The organism is Lelliottia sp. CFBP8978 (assembly GCF_034046055.2).
Taxonomy (GTDB): Bacteria; Pseudomonadota; Gammaproteobacteria; order Enterobacterales; family Enterobacteriaceae; genus Enterobacter.
The window spans coordinates 941,216-963,897 of the sequence record NZ_CM188253.1 but is presented as its reverse complement, the minus strand read 5'-3'; the positions used below and the strand labels follow the sequence as shown (position 1 = coordinate 963,897).

Here is a 22,682-nt window from a genome sequence, read left to right as displayed (position 1 = left end):
GGATGATTGAATGACTAGCGTAAGCAGAGGTGCGGTGATGGATGCCCGGCGGCGCTACGCTTGCCGGGCCTACGAACGGCACGAACCTTAGGCCGGGTAAGCGCTACGCCACCCGGCAAAACCTCAGCGCTGCGCGTTCAGCTCTGCAATATCCGCAGGCGTCGTTCGACAGCAGCCGCCGATCAGCTTCGCGCCCGCCGCTATCCACTGCGGTAAATATCCCGCCAGCGTTTCGCAGGCTTCGCCGTGGTGATGCCAGGTCTTGGTCACCGCATCGTAGTGTTCACCGGAGTTCGGATAGACCACCAGCGGCAGATCGGTCAGGCTTTGCAGGTGTTTCAGCGCCGCCGTGGTGTTTTCCAGCGCGATACAATTTATGCCCAGCGCCACAATCTGCGGGTTGTTCGCCAGCGCAGCCATTACGTCGCGCAGCGGCGTGCCGTCGCTCAGATGCTCACTGTCGCGCAGGGTAAACGAGAACCAGGCGCGAGCGCGGGGATAGCTTGCCAGCAGCGCTGCCAGAGCTTTGATCTCCGTAAACGACGGCAGCGTTTCGCAGGCCAGCAGATCGGCCCCCGCATCCAGCAGGGCTTCCACCCGTGGACGATGGAAGGCGAAAAACTGCTCCGCCGTGCGCACATAATCGCCACGGTACTCGGAGCCATCCGCCAGAAAAGCGCCGTACGGCCCCACGGATCCGGCCACCAGCAGCGTGCCCGCCTGCGAGTTTTCCGCCAGATACGCTTCGCGCGCTTTGCGGGCCAGTTCCACACTTTTACCAATCAACGCACGGGACTGTGCTTCATCAAATCCCCGCGCGGCAAATCCCTCCGGCGTTGCCTGATAGCTGGCGGTGATCGCCACCTGCGCGCCGGCACGGAAGTAGTCGAGATGAACTTCGCGGATAAGATCCGGGTTTTCTACCAGCACTTTGGCAGACCATAAGCTATCGGCAAGATGACAACCGCGCGCTTCCAGCTCCGTTGCCATCGCCCCGTCCAGCACGATAAATGGCTGATTTTCAAGGAGGGTGGTAAGCGGATTATTCTGCGACATGTTCAGGCTCCTGGGTTTTCAGAGTTTGTGTCAGGTAGTACGCACCATAACACAACGCGACAAACGGCAGACCGCAGTAAAGGGCGATACGCTGGGTCGGATCAAAAGCCAGACCAACACAAGCCACCACGCAGAGCACGAACCCAAGAATCGGGACCAGCGGATACCACGGCGCGCGGTACTGCAATTCCGCCAGCGGTTTGCCAGCCTGCAGATGACGACGACGGAACATAAAGTGCGACGCGCAGATACTGATCCACACCGCCACCACCGCAAAACCAGAAATCGCGGACAGCGCAACAAACACCGTGTCTGGCGCGACAACGCTGGAGAACAGCGCCAGGACCCCGCCCAGCATACTCACGGAGATCGCCGTCAATGGGACGCCGTTTTTATTGACGCGCGCAAAGCAGCGCGGCAGCGTTTTTTCGTTGGACAGCGACCACAGCATACGGCCCGACGCATACAGACCGGAGTTAGCGGCCGAAAGGATCGCCGTTAAAATCACGAAATTAAAAATATCTGCCGCGTACGGAATACCCACTTTCTCGAACACCAGCACGAACGGGCTTTTTTCCACTCCGGCCTGCTGCATCGGGATCAGCGCCGCCAGCACAAACACGGTGCCGATAAAGAAAATAATCAGGCGCGCAATAGTGGTGCGGATCGCGACCGGAATGACCTTGTGTGGATTTTCCGTTTCACCTGCCGCAATGCCGATGAGCTCCGTTCCGGAGAAGGCAAAATTCACCGCCACCATGGTCATCAGGATCGGCAAACCACCGTGCGGGAACCAGCCCTCTGCGGTGATATTCGCCAGCCCCGGCGCGGGTGAACCGTCCTGCATGGGAATAAAGCCAAAGATCGCCGCACCGCCCAGGATGATAAAAGCGATGATGGTGATCACTTTCACCAGCGAGAACCAGAATTCCCCTTCGGCAAAGAAGCGGGTAGAGATGACGTTGAGGGCAAAAATGACCACGCAGAACACCACGCACCAGGCCCAGACGGGCACCTGCGGGAACCAGTACTGCATACAAAATCCGGCGGCGGTAAAGCTCGAACCGAGCGCCACCGTCCAGGTGAGCCAGTAGAGCCACGCCACGGTATACCCTGTCGCCGGGCCGAGGTAGCGCGCGGCATAGACGTGAAATGCCCCGGTTTCCGGCATCGCGACGGACAGCTCGCCCAGACATTGCATCACCAGCCAGACCACCAGCGCGCCGATAAGATACGCCAGCAGCGTGCCCGCCGCGCCGGTGGTGGAAATAATATAGCCCGTATTAAAAAACAGCCCTGTGCCAATCACGCCACCTAGCGAAAGCATAATCAGGTGGCGGGTTTTCATGGTGCGTTTTAGCTGCCCATTTTCGTGTTCTGTTTGCATATTACCTTCTAAACGTATGGACATCTAAACATCCAAAGAAGGTGTGTTATACCGCGATTGTTAACAAAAAGCTAGCCATGAACCAGACGCAGCCGGGCGCGGCGGGCGCTGAGTCGGGGGTGTTGTGTCAGAATAACGTAGAGAAACGGTCGCCAGGCCATAAGCACCTCCATCAAGCAGATACTTACAGCATGGCGCGAGTCGCGGCGCTCTTCGTTCAGGCGAAAGTGCTAACCGCAACAGGCGGGATCACACGGACAGGTGTCCGCCACCACGCGGGCCACATATCGTCGAAGAAGGGGGTTGTCAACACGTTTTGCAGGGCCTACGGATCGGGAAATGGAAATTTATCGGCCGGGAGCCAGCCGGTTTGCTTAACGCGGTACAGCCCTTTTCCCTGCGGGGTGAGGGGATCGATCCTGCTCTGTGATCGGCGCAACAAAATTGGTAAATCCTGCAAAGGGTTCTATAGTCGACTCTGTTTCTTTGCTACCAGGACTCTCTAATGCGCTTTAAAGGACTGACGAAAGGTTTCTTTATCCTGATCCTCGCCATTGTTTCAGTGGCCTTCTTTGACATACTGGCGCCCTACTTTTCCGCCGTGCTGTGGGCCTCGATTCTGGCGGTGATTTTCCACCCGGTGAAAAATAAGCTGCGTAGCCTGATGGGCGAACGTAACGGGCTGGCGTCGCTACTCACGCTGGTGATTATCTGCCTGATTGTATTTACGCCGCTGATTGTGATTATCTCGTCGCTCGCCATCGAGCTGAACGTGGTTTACACCAAACTTCAGCATAGCAACCCGCAGTTCCCGGAAGTGGTGGCGAGCATTTTCGCCCATCTGCCTGACTGGGCAAGAAGTTTCCTCGTTGAGCACAATCTGGATAACGCCGCGCAAATCCAGCAAAAATTATCGGAAGTAGCACTCAAAGGCGGCCAGTATTTTGCGGGGAGCGCATTCTTAATCGGCAAAGGGACGTTCAGCTTTGCGATTAGCTTTGGCGTGATGATCTATTTGCTGTTTTTCCTGCTCAAAGACGGGCCGTATCTGGTGCGTCAAATCCTGGATTCATTGCCGCTGTCAGATTTTGTTAAACAGCACCTGTTCGCAAAATTTGCCGCTGTCTCCCGCGCCACGGTGAAAGGGACCGCCGTCGTTGCGGTGGTTCAGGGGATTCTGGGCGGGATTGCCTTTTACATTGCGGGCATCGACGGCAGTATTTTGTGGGGCGCGCTAATGGCCTTCCTGTCGCTGATCCCGGCCGTAGGTTCAGCCATTATCTGGGTTCCTGCCGCCATCTTCCTGTTTGCCACCCAACAGCTGTGGCAAGGATTCTTCATTGTGGGCTTCTTCGTCATCATCGTCGGCCTGGTGGATAATATCCTGCGTCCACTGTTGGTCGGCAAAGACACCAAAATGCCGGATTATTTAATTCTGATCTCCACCCTGGGTGGGATGGAAATTTACGGCATTAACGGTTTTGTGATTGGTCCGCTGGTGGCCGCGCTGTTTATCGCCTGCTGGAATTTGCTCTCTGGCCGCGATCACGCGGGGAACGCGGACGAAATCGACGAGGCGTTTATCGAAGAAGGGAAAAATCCTCAGGATTTATAATTCCCGGACGATAAATCACTCACAGGCGGCCATTGGCCGCCATTTTTTTGTCACGCAAAATCATACGTTTCCTATAATTTCAAAAAAGCTATCCCACTTATGGCTGAGAAGGATCGAACAGGTGCGAATTGCCACCATAACGAACTGGGCCTACGGTGCCACAGTGTGTCTGACTCTCGCGTCCGGCGTGGTGATGCTGTTGGCCTCAAATGCCGATAATGCTGAGCGTCAGGCGGTCGAACAACGACAGATTTTTGACAGGCTAACCGGGGAAGTCGAAACCGATGCCTGGTCACTTTCCGATTTGATTCGCCTGTATGTCGTTAATAAAGACCCCAACGCGCTGAAGGAATATCAGCAAAAGAGGCAATCCCTGAAGGCGATTGAACACCGACTCTCCAGGCTCAAAGATAACGGCGCGACCGGCGAAGAGCTGGCGCTGTTGCACGAGGGATTGCAGGGGGTTGATGAACTGCAGGACGAGCAACAGGCCGCGCTAACCAGCATGGCTCGCGGCGACACTTCGCAGGCCATCGCCCTGCTGTACGGCAAATCTTACGAGCTGGAGCTGGAGCGAGTACAGGACCAGATCGACAATTTCCGCCAGATGCTGGATAGCCGCGCGCACACCGCCATCGAACACGCCACGCAAACCTCCCGCACGCTGCGCACGCTGTCGGAAGTGATGGTCGGCCTGACCGCCCTGCTGTTTTTGTTCGTCCTCGGCTTTATTTTAAAACGCCGCGTGCTGCGCCCGGTGGTGCGTCTGAGCGATGTGGTGCATCGGCTGGCGTCACAGGATTACGCCGTTGAAACGCCCAACTTCAACCAGATCGATGAGATCGGCGATATGGCGCAGGCGATCCGTGTTTTCCGCGAGAATGGCCTGGTGCGTCAGCGTCTGGAAAAGGAGCGCGACGCCGACTGGGCGATCCGCGAGCTACTGGCGCGCATGACCCAGCGGCTGCAGGGCTGTGAAAATTTCGCCGACGTGATTAACGTCGCACAGCTTTTTGCCCCCAACATCGCACCGGGAATCAGCGGGCAACTCTATATTCTCGATCGCGATCCCGTGCAGATGCGCTGTGTCGCCCGTTGGCTCACCCCCGGGGAGAATCCGGCCTCGTTCCACCCGGATGAATGCTGGGCGGTGCGCCGCGGCCAGAGCCATCCGCCGGTTAACGGTGAGCCGGATATCGCCTGCTATCACCTGCCGGAATCCGCGGCGAATCAGTCGCTATGCGTGCCGCTGATCGCCCAGGGCGAGGCCATTGGCCTGCTCTCTTTCCAGAACATCGCGCCGGAGAGTGCCCCCTCCCGCGCTTATCTGGAGCTGATGGCCGAGGCGCTCGGCCTGGCGCTGGCCAACCAGCGTCTGCGCGACGCGCTGCTGGAAAAGGCCCTGTACGACCCCTTAACCGGCCTGCGTAATCGTCATCACCTTGAAGACAAAATGCAGACTCTGATGAGCCAGGCGCTGCGCAACAACGAGCCGATGAGCTGCCTGATGATCGATATCGATCACTTCAAAAGCATTAACGATCGGTTTGGTCACGAAGCGGGCGATCAGGTGATCAAAAGCGTGGCGGCGATTATTCAGCGCGCGGTTCACGACAACGGCATCGCTTTCCGCTACGGCGGAGAAGAGTTTCTGGCGTTACTGAACGGCATCGGCGAAGAAGGCGCACACGCCTGCGCCACCGAAATTTATGAAGGGGTTCGTGCTTTATCGCTGCGCTATGGGCTGGCTGAAATTGGCCCCGTCGATGTGTCGATTGGGATTGCCAGCTACCCGAAACATGCACAAAGTGACAACCTGCTGCGCGCGGCGGACGTGGCGCTGTATCGCGCCAAAGAGCTGGGCAGATCGAGAATTGTCAGTTTCGGCATGCTGGAGGCGGGGTAATGCTTCAGGCAAACTGGCACAGCCAGACCGTATGTCCGCCACAGTGCGGGTCTTCGAATACCGACTGAAGAACCGTAAAACCATTTTCCGCCAGCAACTGTCGATACTCTTCAGGCGACAGGCTGGCGTGGTACAGCGGCTCCCCTTCAAACTCTCCCATCGCAATGCCGTTACAGGTGCCGCTGGTGAACATCAACGCGCTGCCCGGCTGGCTGTGGCGGGCAAAAATCGGGAACATCAGACGCTGATCTTCGCGCGTCAAATGGAAAAAGCTATCCCAGGCGATCAGGCCATCGAAGGTTTTTTCGAGCGCCATCTGGCGCATATCAAGATTCACCCAGCGCTGTTCTGGAAACGCCTGTTGCGCTCTCGCCAGCATCGCAGATGCACCATCGACGCCGGTGACCTGAAATCCTTGCTGAATACAATATTCAGCAATCGGACGACCATTCCCGCAGCCAATATCCACGACCGAACCGTGCGCCCCAACAAGATGCAGAAACGTGTCCAGCCAGGCTTTTTCCATCAACTGACGTGAGCGTAAGCGCGCGAATGCGTCGGCATGGGTGTCGTAAAGTTTAAGAATGTTTTTCGCCTCTGCATCTGACATGGCTGGCCTCATTTGTCCGGGATAGCTGGCGCTTCGCCAGGGTTTCGCTTTTCGTCAGTGTAACAGCAAAAAAAACCGGCGCATGGCGCGCCGGTTTGGTGAAGTCAGTGTGCATTTTTTGTCAGGCGTGGGTCACCGGCTTTTGCTCGGTTTTAACCTGCGCATTTGCCAGCATACGACGCACCGGCACGATAAGCAGAATCAGGACGCCAGCACAGATCAGCAGCGCCACGGAACAGCGTGCGAAGAGATCCGGCAGCATATCGAGCTGATCGGCTTTCACATGACCGCCAATCAGACCGGCCGCCAGGTTGCCCAGAGCACTGGCGCAGAACCACAGCCCCATCATCTGACCGCGCATTCTTTCCGGTGCCAGCAGGGTCATGGTCGCCAGACCAATTGGGCTAAGGCACAGTTCGCCGAGTGTCAGCATCAGAATACTGCCCACCAGCCAGAATGGCGACACGCCCGCCCCGCCGTTGCTCAGAACGTTCTGCGCCGCCAGCATCATCAGGCCAAAGCCCGCGGCCGCAAACAGAATACCGATAACAAATTTGGTGATACTGCTCGGACGGATGCCTTTTTGCGCCATCATTGGCCACGCCCAGCTGAACACTGGCGCCAACAGAATGATGAACAGCGCATTGATCGACTGGAACCACACGGCCGGGATCTCAAAATCGCCGATCATACGGTGGGTATAGTCGTTCGCAAACAGGTTGAATGAGGTCGGTTTTTGCTCGAACGCGGACCAGAAGAACGCCGCCGAGACCAGCAGGATAAAGCACACCAGCAGTCGCGCGCGCTCCTTACGATTAAGACCGGCAAACACAAACAGATAAATAAAATACAGGGCCACTGAAGCGGCAATCACGTAGACCAACACGCTGGCAACCGCGACCGGGTTGATGACGATGATGCCCTGCGCGATAAGCGTTACGACAATCGCCACGCCCACCGCCAGTGCCACCAGCCAGGCGCCCACGCCGTTTTTCTTCGCCACCGGGCTGTTCCAGGTGGAATCGAGACCGACTTCGCTGTCATAGCGTTTCATCGCAGGCACGGCAAAGACGCGGAAGATCACCAGCGCCACCAGCATCCCGATGCCACCGATGCCAAAGCCCCAGTGCCAGCCGTGCGTTTTAATCAGCCAGCCCGAGATCAGCGGTGCGATGAACGAGCCCATATTGATGCCCATATAAAACAGCGAGAAACCGCCGTCACGACGCGCATCGCCTTTTTTATAGAGGGTCCCTACCATCACGGAGATACAGGTTTTGAACAAACCGGAACCCAGCACGATGAACATCAGGCCGATAAAGAACAGGCTGTCGCCCATAAAGGCGGAGAGCGCGATCGACAGGTGGCCGAGCGCAATCAGAATGGAGCCGTACCAGACCGCCCGCTGTTGACCGAGCCAGTTATCTGCCAGCCAGCCGCCCGGCAGCGCCGCCAGGTACATACTGCCCGCGAAGATCCCCACGATGGCTGACGCATTTTCACGCGCTAACCCCATACCGCCGTCATAAACGGTAGCGGCCATAAACAGAATCAGTAACGGACGGATGCCATAAAACGAGAACCGCTCCCACATTTCAGTAAAGAACAGTGAGCCCAGCGGATAAGGATGACCGAAGAAGGTTCGGCTTTCATTTTTATTAACAGAGGATTGCATAATTCTCCTGAAGAAGTGTGATGTCGTGCTTGTAAACACTGAGATGCACGCCGACCCTTCATGTTTTGGCCGATCTTTTACATTCAGCGAAATATTATTTAACCATTTGATAACTGGATGGTGGTTTTGTCTAGTACCAACCCCCAATCTTTTAGACGAAAAGTCGACCAAGGTCTACTTTTACAGATTTTATGTTGGCTGGTAACAAGTGGCAATTGACATCACAATGGAGTTAACAATCTGATTTAGAGCCATAAATCGTCGCAGTGACCTTCATTTTTTTACTCATTTGACTGACGCGCGACTGATGAATGTCACTCATAGTGTCTATCCCCCTGGCTGCCATTATCTGCGGGCGCAAACCGGCTAACATGCGTCTCTCTCTTCAAATCCAGATGGATAACTATGATTGACTCTCAGGCACGTTCGCTTACCGCCAGCGGAAAATCGACCGGCCTCACATTGGTATTAATTCTTAGCGCGTTAATGGCTATCACCTCCTTATCAACCGACATCTATTTACCGGCAATGCCGGTGATGGCGAACGATTTACAGGGTGACGCGGAACTGACGATCACCGGCTTTTTAATTGGCTTTTGCATTGCGCAGTTAATCTGGGGACCGATTAGCGACCACTTTGGCCGCCGCATCCCTTTATTTATCGGTATGGTCTTATTTGTGATTGGCTCTGTCGGGTGCGCATTATCCGCGGATATTGTGCAGATCGTTTTCTGGCGGATATTCCAGGCCCTGGGAGCCTGTACCGGCCCGATGCTGGCGCGGGCGATGATCCGCGATTTGTTTAGCCGAACCCGTGCCGCGCAAATGCTTTCGACGCTGATGATCATCATGGCGATTGCCCCCATTGCCGGGCCGCTGGTTGGCGGGCAGATGATAAAAATCACCTCATGGCACGCTATCTTCTGGCTGCTGGCGATAATCGGGGCGTTCATGCTCATGGCCCTGTTCTGGCTACCCGAGACGTTAGCGGAAGATAAACGGGTGAAAGCTTCGTTATCCGGCGCATTTAGTCACTATTTCATTCTGCTGAAAAACAGAAGTTTTATGCGCTTTACGCTATGCCTGACCTTCTATTACGTTGCGGCCTATGCCTTTATCACCGGCTCGCCTTTTGTGTACATCACCTATTTTGGCGTAGACCCGCAACATTACGGTTGGCTGTTTGCGGTGAATATCGTCGGACTGATGGCCGTCAGCATGGTCAACAGGCGGCTGGTCCATCGCTATCCGCTTGAGTCTTTGCTTAAATTTGCCGTACTGGTCGCCACTCTCGCCGCCGCGGTTCTGGCTGTTGCCACGGGCCTGGGGTTCGGCGGGATCGGCCTGATTGTCGGAGCGGTGTTTATCTTCTTTTCCATGAACGGAATTATTGCTGCCACCGCAACGGCCTGCGCGCTGGACGCCGTGCCAAACGCCGCGGGTTCGGCCTCGGCGCTGATGGGATCGCTGCAATACGGCAGCGGTATTATCTCTTCACTGTTGCTGGCGCTGCTCAGTGACGGCACGCCGTGGACAATGGGCTGGATCATTGCGGTCTTTACCGTAGCCAGCGCAGTGATGGCGCTGACCACAACATCCGCAAAAACCGCTATCAATGATGAGAATTCCATCACTAACGGCAATCGTGGGGCTAAATAATACGCGTTGTTAATTCAGAGATGATGATATCGACGATAAAACAGAGGACATCGCCAGGAAGAGCCGTTTAAAAACGCTGGCCATCTGCGTGATGGCCGGTGGCGAATGCCGGGCCATTTGATGTCAATGTTATCTCTGATGCCATGTCCGCCGTAAGGGATAAATCCGGCCCGGCGATCCTCTTTACTCACTCTCAGTGATGGCGGACCGGGCTGGTACACGGCGATGAAAACGACAAGGTAAAGCCATTGTCGCTTTCATCGCCGAGCCTCTCCAGATTAAAATTACGCTGGTTAATTCACCAACGCCCCCCCTTCAATATCCAGCACTGAGCCAGTCACAAAGAGATTATCAATGACAAACAAATAGCCTTTTGCCAGGTCTTCTGCACGACCATACCTTTTGGCCGGTAGATTTTCTGCCGCCCGCGCCAGCATCTGTTCACGCGCTTGCGGCGCCATACCGGCATAGGCTTCAGTATCTGTCAGCCCCGGACTGATGGCGTTAACGCGCAGAGGTGACAACTCTTTCGCCAGCATTTTCACTGCAGCTTCCAGTGCGGCATTCATCGTGGTTTTCACAAGAGTGCCGGGAACGGTACGACGGGCAAGAAAACCACTGGTCAGGGTCAGTGTGCCGCCGGGGTTTATTTTCCCGCTCAGATGACGGGCAACCGCCATACTGCCCCAGAATTTGGTATCAAATGCCTGTTTGGCGGTCTTCAAATCCAGGCAGGTTAATGCCCCTCCCGGCGCCTGGGAGCCCGCCGTCACCACGATGTTATCTACCGGTTCAAGCGTCCGGGCCAGGCGCTCAAGTTGTTCTTCATCGGCAATATCCAGCACCACGCTTTCGGCTGTCGCGCCGGTTGTCTGAAGTTGCTGGCAGGCATGTTGAAGTTTATCGTGATGGCGACCGGCAAGAATAATATGCTCCCCACGCGTTGCCAGAAGCTGTGCCACGGCAAAACCAATCCCCGTAGCGCCGCCAATAATGAGTGTGCGTTGTGTCATGATTCAGGCCTCAGTCGTCAGGAACGGATAATCGGTATAACCCACTTCAGTACCGCCAAACAGCGTCGCCGGATTGCCTATATTTGCCAGCGGCAGGTTTTGTTTCAGACGGCGCGGGAAGTCGGGGTTGGCGATAAACGGGCGACCGAAGGCCACCAGGTCCACCACGCCCGCCGCCAGCAGTTTGTCGGCTTTTTCACGAGTGTAATTCCCCGCCACAATAATGGCGCCGCTGAAGGTTGCCCGCAGGGTTTCACGGAACTCATAGGGCACCTGCGGTGCATCATCCCAGTCGGCTTCTGCCAGATGAATAAAGGAAATACCCTTTTTTTCACACCACGCCGCCAGCGCCAGAATCGCTTCAATGGCCTGTGGGTCGTCCATGCCACGCTGGGTGATGAAGGGGGCAAGACGGATACCGGTGCGGTCTGCACCAATAGCATCGCTAATGGCTTCCAGCACTTCCTGAGCGAAACGCACGCGGTTGGCCAGGCTGCCGCCGTATTCATCAGTCCGTTTATTCGAGGAGCGACGCAGGAACTGGTCAATCAGGTACCCGTTGCCACCGTGGACTTCCACACCGTCAAATCCGGCGTCCATGGCATTGATGGCTGCCTGACGGTAATCCGCAATCACCTGCAGAATATCGTCATGGGTCAGCTCACGCGGAATGGGGCAGTCAACCATTTCCCCGACACCTTCGCTGTTCACCACCCACACCCGTGCATCCGGTGACAACGCTGAAGGGGCAACGGGCTTGCCATCCGGGTGAAAACTTTCGTGAGACATACGCCCTACATGCCACAACTGAGAGAAGATTTTACCGTGCACTTTATGGACCGCATCGGTCACCAGACGCCAGCCTGCGATTTGTTCAGCGGAATGAATCCCTGGCGTCCAGGAGTAACCCTGCCCCTGCGGAGAAATCTGCGTCGCTTCGGTGATGATGAGACCTGCACTGGCGCGTTGCTGATAATACTCCGCCATCAACGCAGTGGGGATGTTGCCCGGCTGCGCGGTACGTGCCCGGGTCATCGGAGCCATAACAATACGGTTTTTTAGCTCAAGATGGCCAATATGCGTGGTTTCAAAAAGAGGCTGTTGTTTCATGTTCTGTTCTCCAGGTCGGTCAATTATGGTTTGACTTTACGTCCTGCGAGTCGCTTTGATAATGTCGGCAATAACTGATTCTATTTTCAGGAAAACGGAATAATGGGTAAGTTTGAAGATATGACGTTACTGGTGGAAGTGGTGGAGGCCGGTGGGCTGGCCGCAGCGGGGCGGCGGATGAATCTCTCCCCTGCGACAATGACGGCCCGCTTAAAGGCACTGGAAGAACGGTATCAGACCCGGCTGTTTAATCGTTCCACCCGGGCCATTGCACTGACACGCGCAGGCGAGGATTTTTACCACGCCGCACTTCGCGTGATAGAGGAAGTGGCGCAGGCCGAGTCAAAGCTGACACAGAAAGACGGGACGCTCAGCGGAAACCTGCGTATTTCAGCGCCATCAGATTTTGGCCGGCAGTACCTTTCGGCGGCACTGCTCGATTTTTCCCGCCTGCATCCTGAAGTCAGAAGCTCTGTCTATCTGAGTGAAAGTGTGGTGGATTTGATTGCTAACCGCCTGGATATGAGCGTGCGCTTCGGCAACCTCCCGGACAGCAATCTGGTCACGAAATTTATCCGCCCCAATCACCGTGTACTGGTCGCGTCAAAAAGCTATCTTGAAACACATGGGACACCTGAACATCCGGATGAGCTGGACGGGCATCGCTGTCTGGTAATGGAACAGCGCGGTACGCTGATGAACGAGTGGCGTTTTGAAGAGCATGATGAGCCCTCCGTAGTGCGTGTGACACCCGCCATGGTGTGTGATGACGGTGCCCTGCTGCGCCAGTGGCTGCTGGCCGGTGCGGGTATCGCCAGCAAATCATGGTGGGATGTGAAGCGCGACGTCGAACAGGGGCGACTCACGGTTTTATTTGCCGACACCTTTATCGGTTTCAGTCGTCATGACAAAAAACAGGTTGGCCTCCAGTTTGTCTATCCGCAACGGCGTTTTCAGCCTTTGCAGGTGACGGCGTTCAGCGAGTTTTTCATCAACTGGCTGGATAATGAATGATGCCGCAACAGATTTACTCATAAAAACAAAACAATCCATTCGATATGACTGCAATGATCAAAAGTGATTTTGTCACGCAGAATGACTCTCATCATTCACTCGTCACAGTCACTTATGAAATCGCAACGTATTCCATGTTGCTTGCGCCGGGAGTCGAAGAGAGATTCAGGCAAGCTCAGACCTGGTGAGTTGGGATTTACGTGGCAATGTGCTGAATGGATAGGCCGTCACAGCACGCTTTTACTGCATCAAACAATAATCTGACGCCCGCAGACAGCTGTTTGCGGTGCGGACAGATCATATTCAGCGGCACGCTCTCCCCGTCATATTCTCTCATTAACAGCTGCAGCCGACCGGCGCGAACATCTTCTGCGACATCCAGCCAGGATTTGTACGCCACCCCCACTCCAGAGACCGTCATTCGGCGGATGACTTCCGCATCATCACTCATCATGTTGCCGCTGACGCTCACGCTGTACGCTTCGCCGTCGCGGAAAAAGGTCCAGTGATCGTGAAGGCGCCCGCGCAGGACGAAGGTCAGAGCGTTGACCCGGGTTAAGTCGTCGGGGTGCGTCAGGTCACCGTGACGGGCGACCCAGCCGGGCGAAGCCACCAGCACGCGTCTGTTGTCGGGGGCGATGGGGAGCGAGATGTATGACGCGTCTTCCGGCGTGCCATAACGGAAGGCGATATCGACCGGATCCTTAAATACATCGGCCACCTGGTCGGAGAAAAATATGCGCAGGCGTAACGCCGGATAACGCTCGCCGAGCGCCTGAAACACCGGCAACAGTAAATTGCGGCCCAGATCCGACGGGACGGCAATCTGCAAGGTGCCGGAGATTGTCTCTTCCGGCTTCTGGATTTTTTGCATCCCGGCCTGGAGGGCATCCAGCATCTGACGGGCGTAAGGCAGCCAGGCCTCGCCTTCCGGGGTTAAGCGAAGACTGCGGGTAGAACGGGCAAAAAGCCGGATGGCGAGCGATGATTCCAGCCTTTTGATCGCGGCGCTGACCTGCGCCGGCTGGATGCCCGCTTCACGCGCCGCATTGCTGAAGCTGCTCAGCGCCGCGGCACGCACGAACAGGACCAAATCTTCAAGCCGCAACATTTTCATCCCCCGAGTATAAGTCTTATCTCCGAAAGCCTATTTTTCCTGTCGCAGCTTCGCTTTACCATCAATTTATCACGACATAAATGATAAAAAGCCGGAGAGATTATGAAAGCCATTGCCATTAGCCGTTCTGCACCATGCAACATCGACGCCCTACAAGAGATTGAACTGCCACAGCCGACGGCGGCAGGGCACGATCTGCTGATTGAAGTGAAAGCCATCTCTGTTAACCCTGTTGATACCAAAGTTCGCGCCGGATTTGCAGGCGATACGCCTCGCATTCTGGGCTGGGATGCTGTGGGAGTAGTATCCTCCGTTGGCGAGGCCGTCACCCTCTTTGCTCCCGGGGATGAGGTGTGGTATGCCGGGGCGCTGGGCCGGGCGGGCAGCAACAGTGAGTATCAACTGGTGGACGAGCGTATTGTGGCCCTGAAGCCTAAAACGCTGGATAACGCCGCGGCGGCTGCGATGCCGTTAACGGCGATCACTGCCTGGGAGATGCTGTTCGATCGCCTCGGCATTCAGGAGCAAGGCAACGAAGGCGATACGCTTCTGATTGTCGGCGCCGCCGGCGGGGTTGGGTCGATCCTGGTCCAGCTGGCGCGGAAGCTGACGAAAATGACCGTTGTCGGTACGGCGTCGCGCCCTGAAAGCCAGAAGTGGGTGCGGGAGGCGGGGGCGCATTATGTTATCGATCACAGCAAGCCGCTGTCGGAAGAACTGGCTGCGGTGGGAATCAAGGAAGTGACCCACGTCGCCAGCCTGAACAGCACTGCAGAGCATTACGCGGAGATCATCAAAGCGCTGGCGCCGCAGGGAAAGCTTGCTTTGATTGACGATCCCGAGACGCTGGATGCTCGCCCGCTGAAAGCAAAAAGTATTTCCCTGCACTGGGAATTTATGTTTACCCGCTCCATGTTTGAAACGAGCGATATGATCGCCCAGCATCAGCTTCTGACCCGCGTTGCCACGCTGATTGACGAGCAGATTATTACCACCACTCTGGGCGAACATTACGGCACCATTACTGCGGCCAACCTGCAGAAAGCACATGCCCAGCTTGAGACCGGGCGCGCGGTCGGCAAGATTGTGCTGGAGGGGTTCTGAGATGGCATCTTCTGACATCATCTCCATTATTGCGGTACTGAAAGCAAAACCTGGTAAGCGAGATGCGCTGAAAGCGGCCCTGCAGGCGCTGTTACTGCCCACCCGCCAGGAGCCAGGTAACGTTGAGTACCAGCTGTTTCAACTGCGTGACACCCCGGACATTTTTTATGTTCGAGAAGCCTGGCGAGGCCAGCAGGGACTGGATGCGCACATCGCGCTGCCCCATTTCCAGACCTTTATCTTGCAGATGAATGAATTACTGGCGGAGCCGCTTCGGCTGGACTATCTGACGGCGGTTGAACCCTGAACGGATGACATCAAAGCGTGGCAGGGCCTGCCACGCTTTACTCATCTTCGCGCTCTTTGATTGCAAACAGTCACTTTGAATAAGGGTATCGAAATGCCCCTGCTGGACTTTGGCGTATTTCAGATGACGGATGCGCACCAGATGAACGCTTTGTGACGACCAAACGGTGGCTAAAGGACACCTGTTACGACGGGGCTAAAGCTCTGTTCGGGCGCTCCGTGAATCGCCTGCAGCCGGACTATGTTGATCTCTGTTGGATTGACCAATTTTATAGTGATGTGCATGGCGTGCGATGGGTATTCCAGCGCTCCCATGGATGGCTAAGTGCTAACACCCTAACGTTTTCCTCTCCGAGAGAATAACCTCTTTCTCTCGGGAGTGAATCTCACACATAACATGTGTAACAAATAATTTCAAAAAACCGTTTTTTGTTTCGCTTTCTGACAAAACATTTTTTCCAATAAAAACCTTTAAAATCATAAGATAAAAACATAAAACCCTGTTTCACAATGCAAATTAATGCGTAAGAATTTTCTTATTAATTGAGCAAAAACACTTTTTTTCTCGAGTCATCAGGCGTATTTTTCCCACACATCATCATTCCCATCTAGCGGCCAGACAAAAGATGTGTATGTGTATTATCCGACAGTAAGAGACAGCGAGATTACAACCTTTGAGGAAACACTGGATTTACTGCTGAATCGCAGGCGTGCGCTGGCCAGGGATATGCTTTGTGCCTCCCCGGATTTAAGCGGAGCAGACTTCGAAGCGGTGATCAAAGGGGCATAAGTCAGGGAACATGGTCATGTATGCCGGGAGCGCTCTAAATGAATGGTTCGCTTTGCGGGGATACTTGTAATAGTAAAACTGACTAAAACTTATGCATTCTCAAGAACCGCCAGGATTTCCAGGAAAGGACTGGCGGTTGCACGAAAACAGCAATCAGCATTGCGATAGATAATCCAGTTCCCGTTGATATAACATAATCTCTTTCATTGGAAAAAAGCATCCAAATAAACATTGCGATGCAACCCAAAAACACCCAAAGAAGAATTCTGAAACAATTAGCTAGATCCTGAATCGCTTCTTCCAACGTCCCACCATAACTTTCGACGTTATTTTTTATCTTCTGTAAATCAGATTGAGTAAAACCGGAAAGTAATGAAGCATCGTCTGTCACATTCATACCTCGCTGTCCTTTTCTTACACCCAAGAGGCATTACGCTCCTGATCCATTATTGTGCGGCTTGTGTTTCTTTTGCGTCATCCATGCATCATCATATTTAATATTCCCTTTGACATAATTCCATTCAATCCCACGGAATCTAAGCCCCACCACCTCGTGCATATTCGGAGTTGTACTACCAGGATAATACATATGTGAGAAATCGACAGAAGAAATAACAACACTTTCCAGAGTGATATTATAAACCTCTGTTTCTATACCGGCCTCCATTATTTCATAATATTTGATTACTGCTTTCTGTAAGCGTCGTCCTTCATATACCGCGATAGCCAAATAGGGGCTAACCTTATCTCACTGTTTGTGGATAGTAACAGGCTCATGCATACGCGCCCCCTGTCATGCTTCCTGTACAACTATCTACATGTTGCCTGACACCATAGCTACTGTTCATTATCTCGATTGCACCCACACGGTCTAACGCCATACATTCACCGACAATTTGCATTCCATTTTCATCGTACAGGAATAAATAAGCAGGCAATGACTTTCTGATCCCCTATTTGGTTAACTTTCCATTGCTGTCAATAAAAAACTCGTGAACGTATTTCTTATCATTCAATCCATAATTGATCACATAAGTTTGATTACTCTTCCACTTAACATCCATGCAGTTATCAGGATATGATGAACTTAATTTATTATAACCGGAGCTAACCACAGTTTGTATTTTACCGTTTTCACTTGCATCAACAGTGTAATAATTCAATACATCTTCTTTATCTACACTGAAACAAAGATGATCGCCATTTATAAAAGTAGCTCGTGGATGTGGTGCAGGATTACCGCCAGGGCAACCGGAAAGAAGGAAAATTACAGGTAGAATAGTTAATCTCTTCATGCTGGAAATCCTTTCATCACACTCCTGTATCTTTGAAGTAATGAATAAACAGACTCTTTAGGATCATAATTTCGAAGTGCAGGAAGATACATGTAATTTCTAAAGCCGTAAGTTTTCAATAACCAATAGTCGCTAACCAAAGAGGCTTGTTGTTCTAAACTATAATGACGAATGTAAGCTTTATCTAAACTGTAATCAGCGAAGCGGGAAAATAACCCTCTTGTTCTTACAAACATGCCGTATTGTGCTTGCCAAACGTGCATCATTTCGTGCATGAATCTATGTTTCTTCTGTACGTCAGCCTCCATAGAGAAATCATGCGAATAGGTATCTTCCCTAAACCACATTTCACCGTTTGGACTCATAGCAACATCAATAGGCTGTAGGTTAAACGGTAAGTAGCTTTCCCGATGTAACCAAATTTTATTATATCTGAGGCCATACCCATAAAGGGATGTTGCTAATGCTATCTCACCAAGCGTTAGCAGTCTCACGCCGCCAGGATGAATCATTGTTCCAGATGTTGCTCTGATCCTCTCGTTAACAGGCATTCAAAATCCCTCTGATCTATAATGATTTGATGGTTGATCGTACTCCTACGCATCCAGACAGAGAGAAAGATTTATTCCGAGAAAGTTCTGGTTTTAGGCAATAGAAACCATAAAGCTCCGTCAGTCGTAAAGAAAAAAACGGGGCGTAGCGATTTCATCAGGGTTATGTCAGACAGTGAAGTTTATCAGGATTTCATTTTGAATATCAAAACCCAGCTCAATGGTTGCAGCCTAAATCCAATGGCCGTCATCCGCCTAATTACCTGAAATATTAATATCGCTTCGTACGACACAACCGTTATGTGCAAATTCCTGGCAAAATCAGAATTTGGGAAAGCATTTCTTATTTCACCTGGCTGTAAAGCACGTAAAATTGTCAGACACATTAGGGACTGGAGGCTTTATGGATATCGCACTGCTTAACAGAGGATGGAACAGAACCTGGTCAGATACTATGGTGAATCTGGAAGCCAGGAAACTCATCGAAACGGCAAACAGGCTGTCGGCATTTCATCTGCATGATAGCCTCACACGAATTAAGTTTGTAAATGAAGTAAAACAGGCTGTTGAGGAAGAATTCGCTGCAGCACGACGAGCAAAATCTGATGAAGAATGCATGGCATGCATTAAAAATCTAAGAACGGAAACTGAAAACCTCCAGGAACAAGATCGTCTGCTAAGAACGAAAGCAGCCACGTTATATGCTCAGGTTGAATTCGTACGAGAAAATAATAAGATTGTCGGTTATATGATTTCTGCTGTACATATTGTGGTATCTGGAATAGCTATTGTTGGTGGTGCCTTGATGGTTTCGACAATGACTCCTGTAGGTATGCTGGCTGGCGCAATTTTGGTAACGGACGGAATCAATGAGCTATCTAAAGAAATTATTCATAGCATCTATGGACGACAATCGAAAACGGAAGGATTTGTCGCTGATGGTGCTATGGAAGCGGCTAGCTTTATGGGATTCAAACGTGAAACAGGCCTGGCTCTTAATAATACTCTTACTTTGAGTGCAAGTATTTATAGTATATTCGGAATAGTAAGGAAACCGGGTACCTGGAGGCTTTTTAAATGGATCCCTCGTGATTACTATCGCAAGGTTGATACAATGAACCGCCCCAAGTTAACAATGAAAATTGTTGGTTATGGACTCAAGGCTAAAGTGATATTTGACCTACTTTCCACTGAAAAAGACAACACTTAGTCACTATGTTTTCTCCAGAACCGCCACGATTTGTAGGAAAGGACTGGCGGTTGAATAAATACAACGATGACTATTGCGATTAAAATAGATATTCCACCGCCAACTATAGTTTCTTTAGCAGCAAATAGCAGCAAAATGATCAAAGCCATCAAGCAAGCAGACGTTATCCATAAAACAACTCTGAATCGATTAGCAAGATCCTGAATCGCTTCTTCCAACGTCCCACCATAACTTTCGACGTTGTTTTTTATCTTCTGTAAATCAGATTGAGTAAAACCGGAACGTAATAAAGCATCATCTGTCACATTCATATTTCGCTGTCCTTTTCTTATACCCAAGAGGCTTCCTGGCCCTGACTGTGTATACGATCATACTCATGATTTTACATTCCTTCCAGATAATACAGCTTCTCCGATTCTGAAAGATTACGCTTAATAGACATACTACAACTTAAGCTATAAAATCCAGGCAGTTATAAAAAATATTCGCAACGAAACCATCAAAGTGACGTCAGAAGTGGAGTTTATCAGGACGGGAAATCCGCAGGAGGAAAAGTATAAACCTGCTTATTTCATGTACTGACAGCAATCAACGTGCTAATCCCTTATATGACTCTGTTAATCCTGGCAACGACTGTTGGCTAATGAAAGATCGTAAAAGAGAACAAAATTTCTATTTGAAGGTGTGTTAAATCAGACGTTAGAAATGGTGCCGATAATAGGAGTCGAACCTACGACCTTCGCATTACGAATGCGCTGCTCTACCAACTGAGCTATATCGGCCCTGAGAGGCCGGTTACGAGCGTAACCACGGGGCAAAAGGTTAAAACTAACAGGGCGATGCGTCAATGGCCTTGTGAATCAAACGGCTATTTTTGCATCACCCTGCTTTCATTTACGCACGAATCGTATCATCGCCAAAGCCGATCCACTTGTAGGTGGTCAGCGCTTCCAGTCCCATCGGGCCGCGGGCGTGCAGCTTTTGCGTGCTCACCGCCACTTCCGCGCCCAGGCCAAACTGTCCGCCGTCAGTGAAGCGAGTTGATGCGTTGACATAAACCGCAGACGAATCCACTTCATTGATAAAGCGATCGGCATTGCGCAGTGTGCGGGTCAGGATCGCGTCAGAATGCTGCGTTCCGTGCGCGCGAATATGCGCGATGGCATCGTCCAGATCGGCAACCACTTTCACGTTAAGATCCAGCGACAGATATTCGTCGTCGTACTGTTCCGCTTTGACGGCCTCAACCTTAGCCGGGCCATCTTTCAGGCGGGCGAGTGCGCTTTCGTCCGCATGCAGCGTTACACCACTTTCTGCCATCTGTTTGCTCAACGCAGGTAAGAAGGTGTCCGCAATACCCTGATGGACCAGCAACGTTTCAACAGTATTACAGGTACTTGGCCGCTGGGTTTTGGCGTTGACGATAATCTGCAGCGCAGGGGCGATCTCGGCGCTTTCATCCACGACGATATGGCAAACCCCGATCCCGCCGGTGATCACCGGAATGGTCGATTGCTCGCGGCACAGCTTATGCAAGCCAGCGCCACCGCGCGGGATCAGCATGTCGATATACTTATCCATCCGCAGCATTTCATTGACCAGCGCACGATCCGGGCTTTCGATGGCCTGAACCGCGCCCGCAGGCAGACCGCACTCTTCCAGCGCCTGTTGAATCACTCTGACGGTTGCCGCATTGGTGCGCCATGTCTCTTTGCCGCCACGTAAAATAGCCGCGTTACCGGTCTTCAGACACAGCGAAGCCACATCCACGGTGACGTTCGGACGGGCTTCATAAATGACACCGATAACGCCAAGCGGAACGCGGCGGCGTTCGATACGCAGGCCGCTGTCCAGCAGACCGCCGTCGATCACCTGTCCAACCGGATCGGCCAGTTTGCAGACCTGACGCACGTCGTCGGCAATACCCTTGAGACGCGCAGGATTCAGCGCCAGGCGGTCGAGCATCGCTTCGCTCAGGCCGTTCTGACGCGCATCCGCTAAATCCTGCTCGTTGGCGAGCAAAATTTGATGGGATTGTTCTTCCAGATAGTCAGCGATTTTTTCCAGAACGCGATTTTTCTCGCGGCTGGAAAGGAGCGCCAGTTTGTAAGAGGCGGCTTTCGCAGCGGCGCCCATTTGTTCCAGCATGTTTGGCTCCTTAGCGAATGATCATATCGTCACGATGCACAGCAACCGGGCCATATTCGTAGCCCAGAATGGCGTCGATTTGCTGTGAGTGATGGCCCGCAATGCGGCGTAGCGCGTCGCTGTTATAGCGGCTTACGCCGTGGGCAATATCGCGGCCTTCGAGATTACAGATACGAATCACTTCACCACGAGAGAAGTTACCTGTCACGTTTTTAATTCCTTTTGGAAGTAATGAACTACCTCTTTCCAGAATTGCCGCTGTCGCGCCTTCATCGACGGTGATTTCACCTGCCGGAGGCGCGCCAAAGATCCAGCGCTTGCGGTTTTCCAGTGGGGATGACCCGGCATGGAAGCGCGTGCCTACCGAAATGCCTTCCATGACATCGCCAATCACGCCAGGGCGGCTGCCTGCGGCGATGATGGTGTCGATTCCCGCACGACAGGCGACGTCTGCGGCCTGCAATTTTGTTCCCATACCACCGGTGCCCAGCCCGGAAACGCTGTCTCCGGCAATAGCGCGAAGTGCGTCATCAATGCCGTGCACATCTTTAATCAGCTGCGCCTCTGGGTTATTACGCGGGTCGGCAGTAAACAGCCCCTGCTGATCGGTGAGCAGCAGCAGTTTATCGGCACCGGCAAGAATAGCCGCCAGTGCGGAGAGGTTATCGTTGTCGCCGACTTTGATCTCCGCCGTCGCGACGGCATCGTTCTCGTTGATCACCGGAACGATGTTGTTATCCAGCAGCGCGCGCAGAGTGTCGCGCGCGTTCAGGAAGCGTTCACGATCTTCCATATCCGCGCGCGTCAGCAGCATCTGCCCGACATGAATGCCATAGATAGAGAACAGCTGTTCCCACAGTTGAATCAGTCGGCTTTGCCCGACGGCGGCCAGCAGCTGTTTGGAGGCGATCGTCGCGGGCAGCTCGGGGTAGCCCAGATGTTCACGCCCGGCGGCAATCGCCCCGGAGGTAACAATCACAATACGGTGACCTGCGGCATGAAGCTGTGCGCACTGGCGTACAAGTTCAACAATATGGGCGCGATTTAGGCGGCGCGATCCGCCGGTTAAAACACTGGTACCAAGTTTTACCACCAGCGTCTGGCTGTCACTCATGA

The 22,682-nt window shown here is 53.0% G+C and carries 21 protein-coding genes, 1 tRNA gene and 2 pseudogenes; 9 read left to right on the top strand and 15 right to left on the bottom strand.

The genetic code is table 11. The features are described 5' to 3' along the window. Window positions 1-123: 123 nt before the first annotated feature. Both mmuM and mmuP read right to left on the bottom strand, forming a co-directional pair. On the bottom strand, window positions 124-1,056 hold the full coding sequence (gene mmuM / locus SOM82_RS04460; RefSeq protein WP_320460230.1) for a homocysteine S-methyltransferase: 933 nt from the start codon (window positions 1,054-1,056) through the stop codon (window positions 124-126). After that, window positions 1,043-2,443: an S-methylmethionine permease gene (gene mmuP / locus SOM82_RS04455; RefSeq protein WP_320460271.1), complete on the bottom strand. Its 1,401-nt coding sequence runs from the start codon at window positions 2,441-2,443 to the stop codon at window positions 1,043-1,045. The genes mmuM and mmuP overlap by 14 nt, the downstream gene beginning before the upstream one ends. A 505-nt stretch (window positions 2,444-2,948) precedes the next feature. On the opposite strand from mmuP, the gene SOM82_RS04450 reads away from it, so the two are divergent. After that, window positions 2,949-4,058, top strand: coding sequence for an AI-2E family transporter (locus SOM82_RS04450; RefSeq protein WP_320460231.1), 1,110 nt, complete (start codon window positions 2,949-2,951; stop codon window positions 4,056-4,058). A 121-nt stretch (window positions 4,059-4,179) separates the two neighbouring features. Further along, window positions 4,180-5,964 carry a diguanylate cyclase gene (locus SOM82_RS04445; protein ID WP_320460232.1) on the top strand — a complete coding sequence of 595 codons (1,785 nt, stop codon included), beginning with the start codon at window positions 4,180-4,182 and terminating at the stop codon, window positions 5,962-5,964. Window positions 5,965-5,968: 4 nt separating this feature from the next. Here SOM82_RS04445 and SOM82_RS04440 read toward each other — a convergent pair whose 3' ends face one another. Both SOM82_RS04440 and SOM82_RS04435 read right to left on the bottom strand, forming a co-directional pair. Then, window positions 5,969-6,574, bottom strand: a complete 606-nt coding sequence (locus SOM82_RS04440) for a class I SAM-dependent DNA methyltransferase (RefSeq protein WP_320460233.1) — start codon at window positions 6,572-6,574, stop codon at window positions 5,969-5,971. Between the two features lie 121 nt (window positions 6,575-6,695). Beyond that, window positions 6,696-8,249, bottom strand: coding sequence for a peptide MFS transporter (locus tag SOM82_RS04435; RefSeq protein ID WP_154127563.1), 1,554 nt, complete (start codon window positions 8,247-8,249; stop codon window positions 6,696-6,698). Between the two features lie 405 nt (window positions 8,250-8,654). Between SOM82_RS04435 and SOM82_RS04430 the strand changes: the two genes are divergently transcribed. Next, complete coding sequence (locus SOM82_RS04430; RefSeq protein WP_320460234.1) at window positions 8,655-9,908, top strand: multidrug effflux MFS transporter; 1,254 nt, start codon at window positions 8,655-8,657, stop codon at window positions 9,906-9,908. A gap of 104 nt (window positions 9,909-10,012) precedes the next feature. Next, window positions 10,013-10,164, top strand: a pseudogene (locus SOM82_RS04425) (alpha/beta hydrolase); the annotation flags it as partial. A 37-nt stretch (window positions 10,165-10,201) separates the two neighbouring features. Here the strand turns inward: SOM82_RS04425 and SOM82_RS04420 are convergent. Together SOM82_RS04420 and SOM82_RS04415 are read right to left on the bottom strand one after the other, a co-directional pair. Continuing rightward, the gene (locus SOM82_RS04420) at window positions 10,202-10,921 is read right to left on the bottom strand and encodes an SDR family oxidoreductase (RefSeq protein ID WP_320460235.1); all 720 of its coding nucleotides are present in this window, start codon (window positions 10,919-10,921) and stop codon (window positions 10,202-10,204) included. 3 nt (window positions 10,922-10,924) lie between these two features. Continuing rightward, window positions 10,925-12,031, bottom strand: coding sequence for an alkene reductase (locus tag SOM82_RS04415; RefSeq protein WP_320460236.1), 1,107 nt, complete (start codon window positions 12,029-12,031; stop codon window positions 10,925-10,927). 102 nt (window positions 12,032-12,133) lie between these two features. Here SOM82_RS04415 and SOM82_RS04410 point away from each other — a divergent pair, with 102 nt between their 5' ends. After that, window positions 12,134-13,045: a LysR family transcriptional regulator gene (locus tag SOM82_RS04410; RefSeq protein ID WP_320460237.1), complete on the top strand. Its 912-nt coding sequence runs from the start codon at window positions 12,134-12,136 to the stop codon at window positions 13,043-13,045. Between the two features lie 196 nt (window positions 13,046-13,241). On the opposite strand, the gene SOM82_RS04405 is transcribed toward SOM82_RS04410, so the two are convergent. Further along, window positions 13,242-14,156: a LysR family transcriptional regulator gene (locus SOM82_RS04405; protein ID WP_320460238.1), complete on the bottom strand. Its 915-nt coding sequence runs from the start codon at window positions 14,154-14,156 to the stop codon at window positions 13,242-13,244. A 108-nt stretch (window positions 14,157-14,264) separates the two neighbouring features. On the opposite strand from SOM82_RS04405, the gene SOM82_RS04400 reads away from it, so the two are divergent. From SOM82_RS04400 to SOM82_RS04390, 3 genes and pseudogenes are all read left to right on the top strand, one after another. Then, complete coding sequence (locus SOM82_RS04400) at window positions 14,265-15,266, top strand: zinc-binding alcohol dehydrogenase family protein (RefSeq protein WP_320460239.1); 1,002 nt, start codon at window positions 14,265-14,267, stop codon at window positions 15,264-15,266. A 16-nt stretch (window positions 15,267-15,282) separates the two neighbouring features. Beyond that, on the top strand, window positions 15,283-15,573 hold the full coding sequence (locus SOM82_RS04395; protein WP_320460272.1) for a putative quinol monooxygenase: 291 nt from the start codon (window positions 15,283-15,285) through the stop codon (window positions 15,571-15,573). A gap of 60 nt (window positions 15,574-15,633) precedes the next feature. After that, window positions 15,634-15,860, top strand: a pseudogene (locus SOM82_RS04390) (aldo/keto reductase); the annotation flags it as partial. A gap of 584 nt (window positions 15,861-16,444) precedes the next feature. Here the strand turns inward: SOM82_RS04390 and SOM82_RS04385 are convergent. The 4 genes from SOM82_RS04385 to SOM82_RS04370 all read right to left on the bottom strand — a co-directional run bounded on the left by SOM82_RS04385 (window position 16,445) and on the right by SOM82_RS04370 (window position 18,208). Further along, the gene (locus tag SOM82_RS04385) at window positions 16,445-16,759 is read right to left on the bottom strand and encodes a hypothetical protein (RefSeq protein WP_320460240.1); all 315 of its coding nucleotides are present in this window, start codon (window positions 16,757-16,759) and stop codon (window positions 16,445-16,447) included. A gap of 33 nt (window positions 16,760-16,792) precedes the next feature. Beyond that, window positions 16,793-17,092: a type VI secretion system tube protein Hcp gene (locus SOM82_RS04380; RefSeq protein WP_320460241.1), complete on the bottom strand. Its 300-nt coding sequence runs from the start codon at window positions 17,090-17,092 to the stop codon at window positions 16,793-16,795. Window positions 17,093-17,315: 223 nt separating this feature from the next. Then, on the bottom strand, window positions 17,316-17,657 hold the full coding sequence (locus tag SOM82_RS04375) for a putative T6SS immunity periplasmic lipoprotein (RefSeq protein WP_320460242.1): 342 nt from the start codon (window positions 17,655-17,657) through the stop codon (window positions 17,316-17,318). Further along, the gene (locus SOM82_RS04370; RefSeq protein WP_320460243.1) at window positions 17,654-18,208 is read right to left on the bottom strand and encodes a type IV secretion protein Rhs; all 555 of its coding nucleotides are present in this window, start codon (window positions 18,206-18,208) and stop codon (window positions 17,654-17,656) included. Before SOM82_RS04370 ends, SOM82_RS04375 begins: the two co-directional genes overlap by 4 nt. 403 nt (window positions 18,209-18,611) lie before the next feature. Here SOM82_RS04370 and SOM82_RS04365 point away from each other — a divergent pair, with 403 nt between their 5' ends. Beyond that, window positions 18,612-19,418 carry a DUF4225 domain-containing protein gene (locus SOM82_RS04365; protein WP_320460244.1) on the top strand — a complete coding sequence of 269 codons (807 nt, stop codon included), beginning with the start codon at window positions 18,612-18,614 and terminating at the stop codon, window positions 19,416-19,418. Here SOM82_RS04365 and SOM82_RS04360 read toward each other — a convergent pair. The 4 genes from SOM82_RS04360 to proB all read right to left on the bottom strand — a co-directional run bounded on the left by SOM82_RS04360 (window position 19,415) and on the right by proB (window position 22,680). Continuing rightward, window positions 19,415-19,729 carry a hypothetical protein gene (locus tag SOM82_RS04360; protein ID WP_320460245.1) on the bottom strand — a complete coding sequence of 105 codons (315 nt, stop codon included), beginning with the start codon at window positions 19,727-19,729 and terminating at the stop codon, window positions 19,415-19,417. The two genes, SOM82_RS04365 and SOM82_RS04360, sit on opposite strands and share 4 nt — an antisense overlap. A 395-nt stretch (window positions 19,730-20,124) precedes the next feature. Next, window positions 20,125-20,200: transfer RNA gene (locus SOM82_RS04355), tRNA-Thr, on the bottom strand. Between the two features lie 112 nt (window positions 20,201-20,312). Beyond that, window positions 20,313-21,566, bottom strand: coding sequence for a glutamate-5-semialdehyde dehydrogenase (gene proA / locus SOM82_RS04350; RefSeq protein ID WP_320460246.1), 1,254 nt, complete (start codon window positions 21,564-21,566; stop codon window positions 20,313-20,315). 10 nt (window positions 21,567-21,576) lie between these two features. Then, the gene (gene proB, locus SOM82_RS04345) at window positions 21,577-22,680 is read right to left on the bottom strand and encodes a glutamate 5-kinase (protein WP_320460247.1); all 1,104 of its coding nucleotides are present in this window, start codon (window positions 22,678-22,680) and stop codon (window positions 21,577-21,579) included. Between the last annotated feature and the right edge of the window lie 2 nt (window positions 22,681-22,682).

Bases quoted from the DNA above. Each gene is read 5' to 3' on its own strand.
- SOM82_RS04420 (WP_320460235.1), bottom strand. From the start codon at position 10,921: ATGACACAACGCACACTCATTATTGGCGGCGCTACGGGGATTGGTTTT.
- SOM82_RS04375 (WP_320460242.1), bottom strand. From the start codon at position 17,657: ATGAAGAGATTAACTATTCTACCTGTAATTTTCCTTCTTTCCGGTTGC.
- mmuM (WP_320460230.1), bottom strand. From the start codon at position 1,056: ATGTCGCAGAATAATCCGCTTACCACCCTCCTTGAAAATCAGCCATTT.
- SOM82_RS04430 (WP_320460234.1), top strand. From the start codon at position 8,655: ATGATTGACTCTCAGGCACGTTCGCTTACCGCCAGCGGAAAATCGACC.
- SOM82_RS04370 (WP_320460243.1), bottom strand. From the start codon at position 18,208: ATGCCTGTTAACGAGAGGATCAGAGCAACATCTGGAACAATGATTCAT.
- SOM82_RS04410 (WP_320460237.1), top strand. From the start codon at position 12,134: ATGGGTAAGTTTGAAGATATGACGTTACTGGTGGAAGTGGTGGAGGCC.
- SOM82_RS04440 (WP_320460233.1), bottom strand. From the start codon at position 6,574: ATGTCAGATGCAGAGGCGAAAAACATTCTTAAACTTTACGACACCCAT.
- SOM82_RS04360 (WP_320460245.1), bottom strand. From the start codon at position 19,729: ATGAATGTGACAGATGATGCTTTATTACGTTCCGGTTTTACTCAATCT.
- SOM82_RS04435 (WP_154127563.1), bottom strand. From the start codon at position 8,249: ATGCAATCCTCTGTTAATAAAAATGAAAGCCGAACCTTCTTCGGTCAT.
- SOM82_RS04365 (WP_320460244.1), top strand. From the start codon at position 18,612: ATGGATATCGCACTGCTTAACAGAGGATGGAACAGAACCTGGTCAGAT.
- SOM82_RS04385 (WP_320460240.1), bottom strand. From the start codon at position 16,759: ATGAATGTGACAGACGATGCTTCATTACTTTCCGGTTTTACTCAATCT.
- proA (WP_320460246.1), bottom strand. From the start codon at position 21,566: ATGCTGGAACAAATGGGCGCCGCTGCGAAAGCCGCCTCTTACAAACTG.
- mmuP (WP_320460271.1), bottom strand. From the start codon at position 2,443: ATGCAAACAGAACACGAAAATGGGCAGCTAAAACGCACCATGAAAACC.
- SOM82_RS04450 (WP_320460231.1), top strand. From the start codon at position 2,949: ATGCGCTTTAAAGGACTGACGAAAGGTTTCTTTATCCTGATCCTCGCC.
- SOM82_RS04405 (WP_320460238.1), bottom strand. From the start codon at position 14,156: ATGTTGCGGCTTGAAGATTTGGTCCTGTTCGTGCGTGCCGCGGCGCTG.
- SOM82_RS04415 (WP_320460236.1), bottom strand. From the start codon at position 12,031: ATGAAACAACAGCCTCTTTTTGAAACCACGCATATTGGCCATCTTGAG.
- SOM82_RS04400 (WP_320460239.1), top strand. From the start codon at position 14,265: ATGAAAGCCATTGCCATTAGCCGTTCTGCACCATGCAACATCGACGCC.
- proB (WP_320460247.1), bottom strand. From the start codon at position 22,680: ATGAGTGACAGCCAGACGCTGGTGGTAAAACTTGGTACCAGTGTTTTA.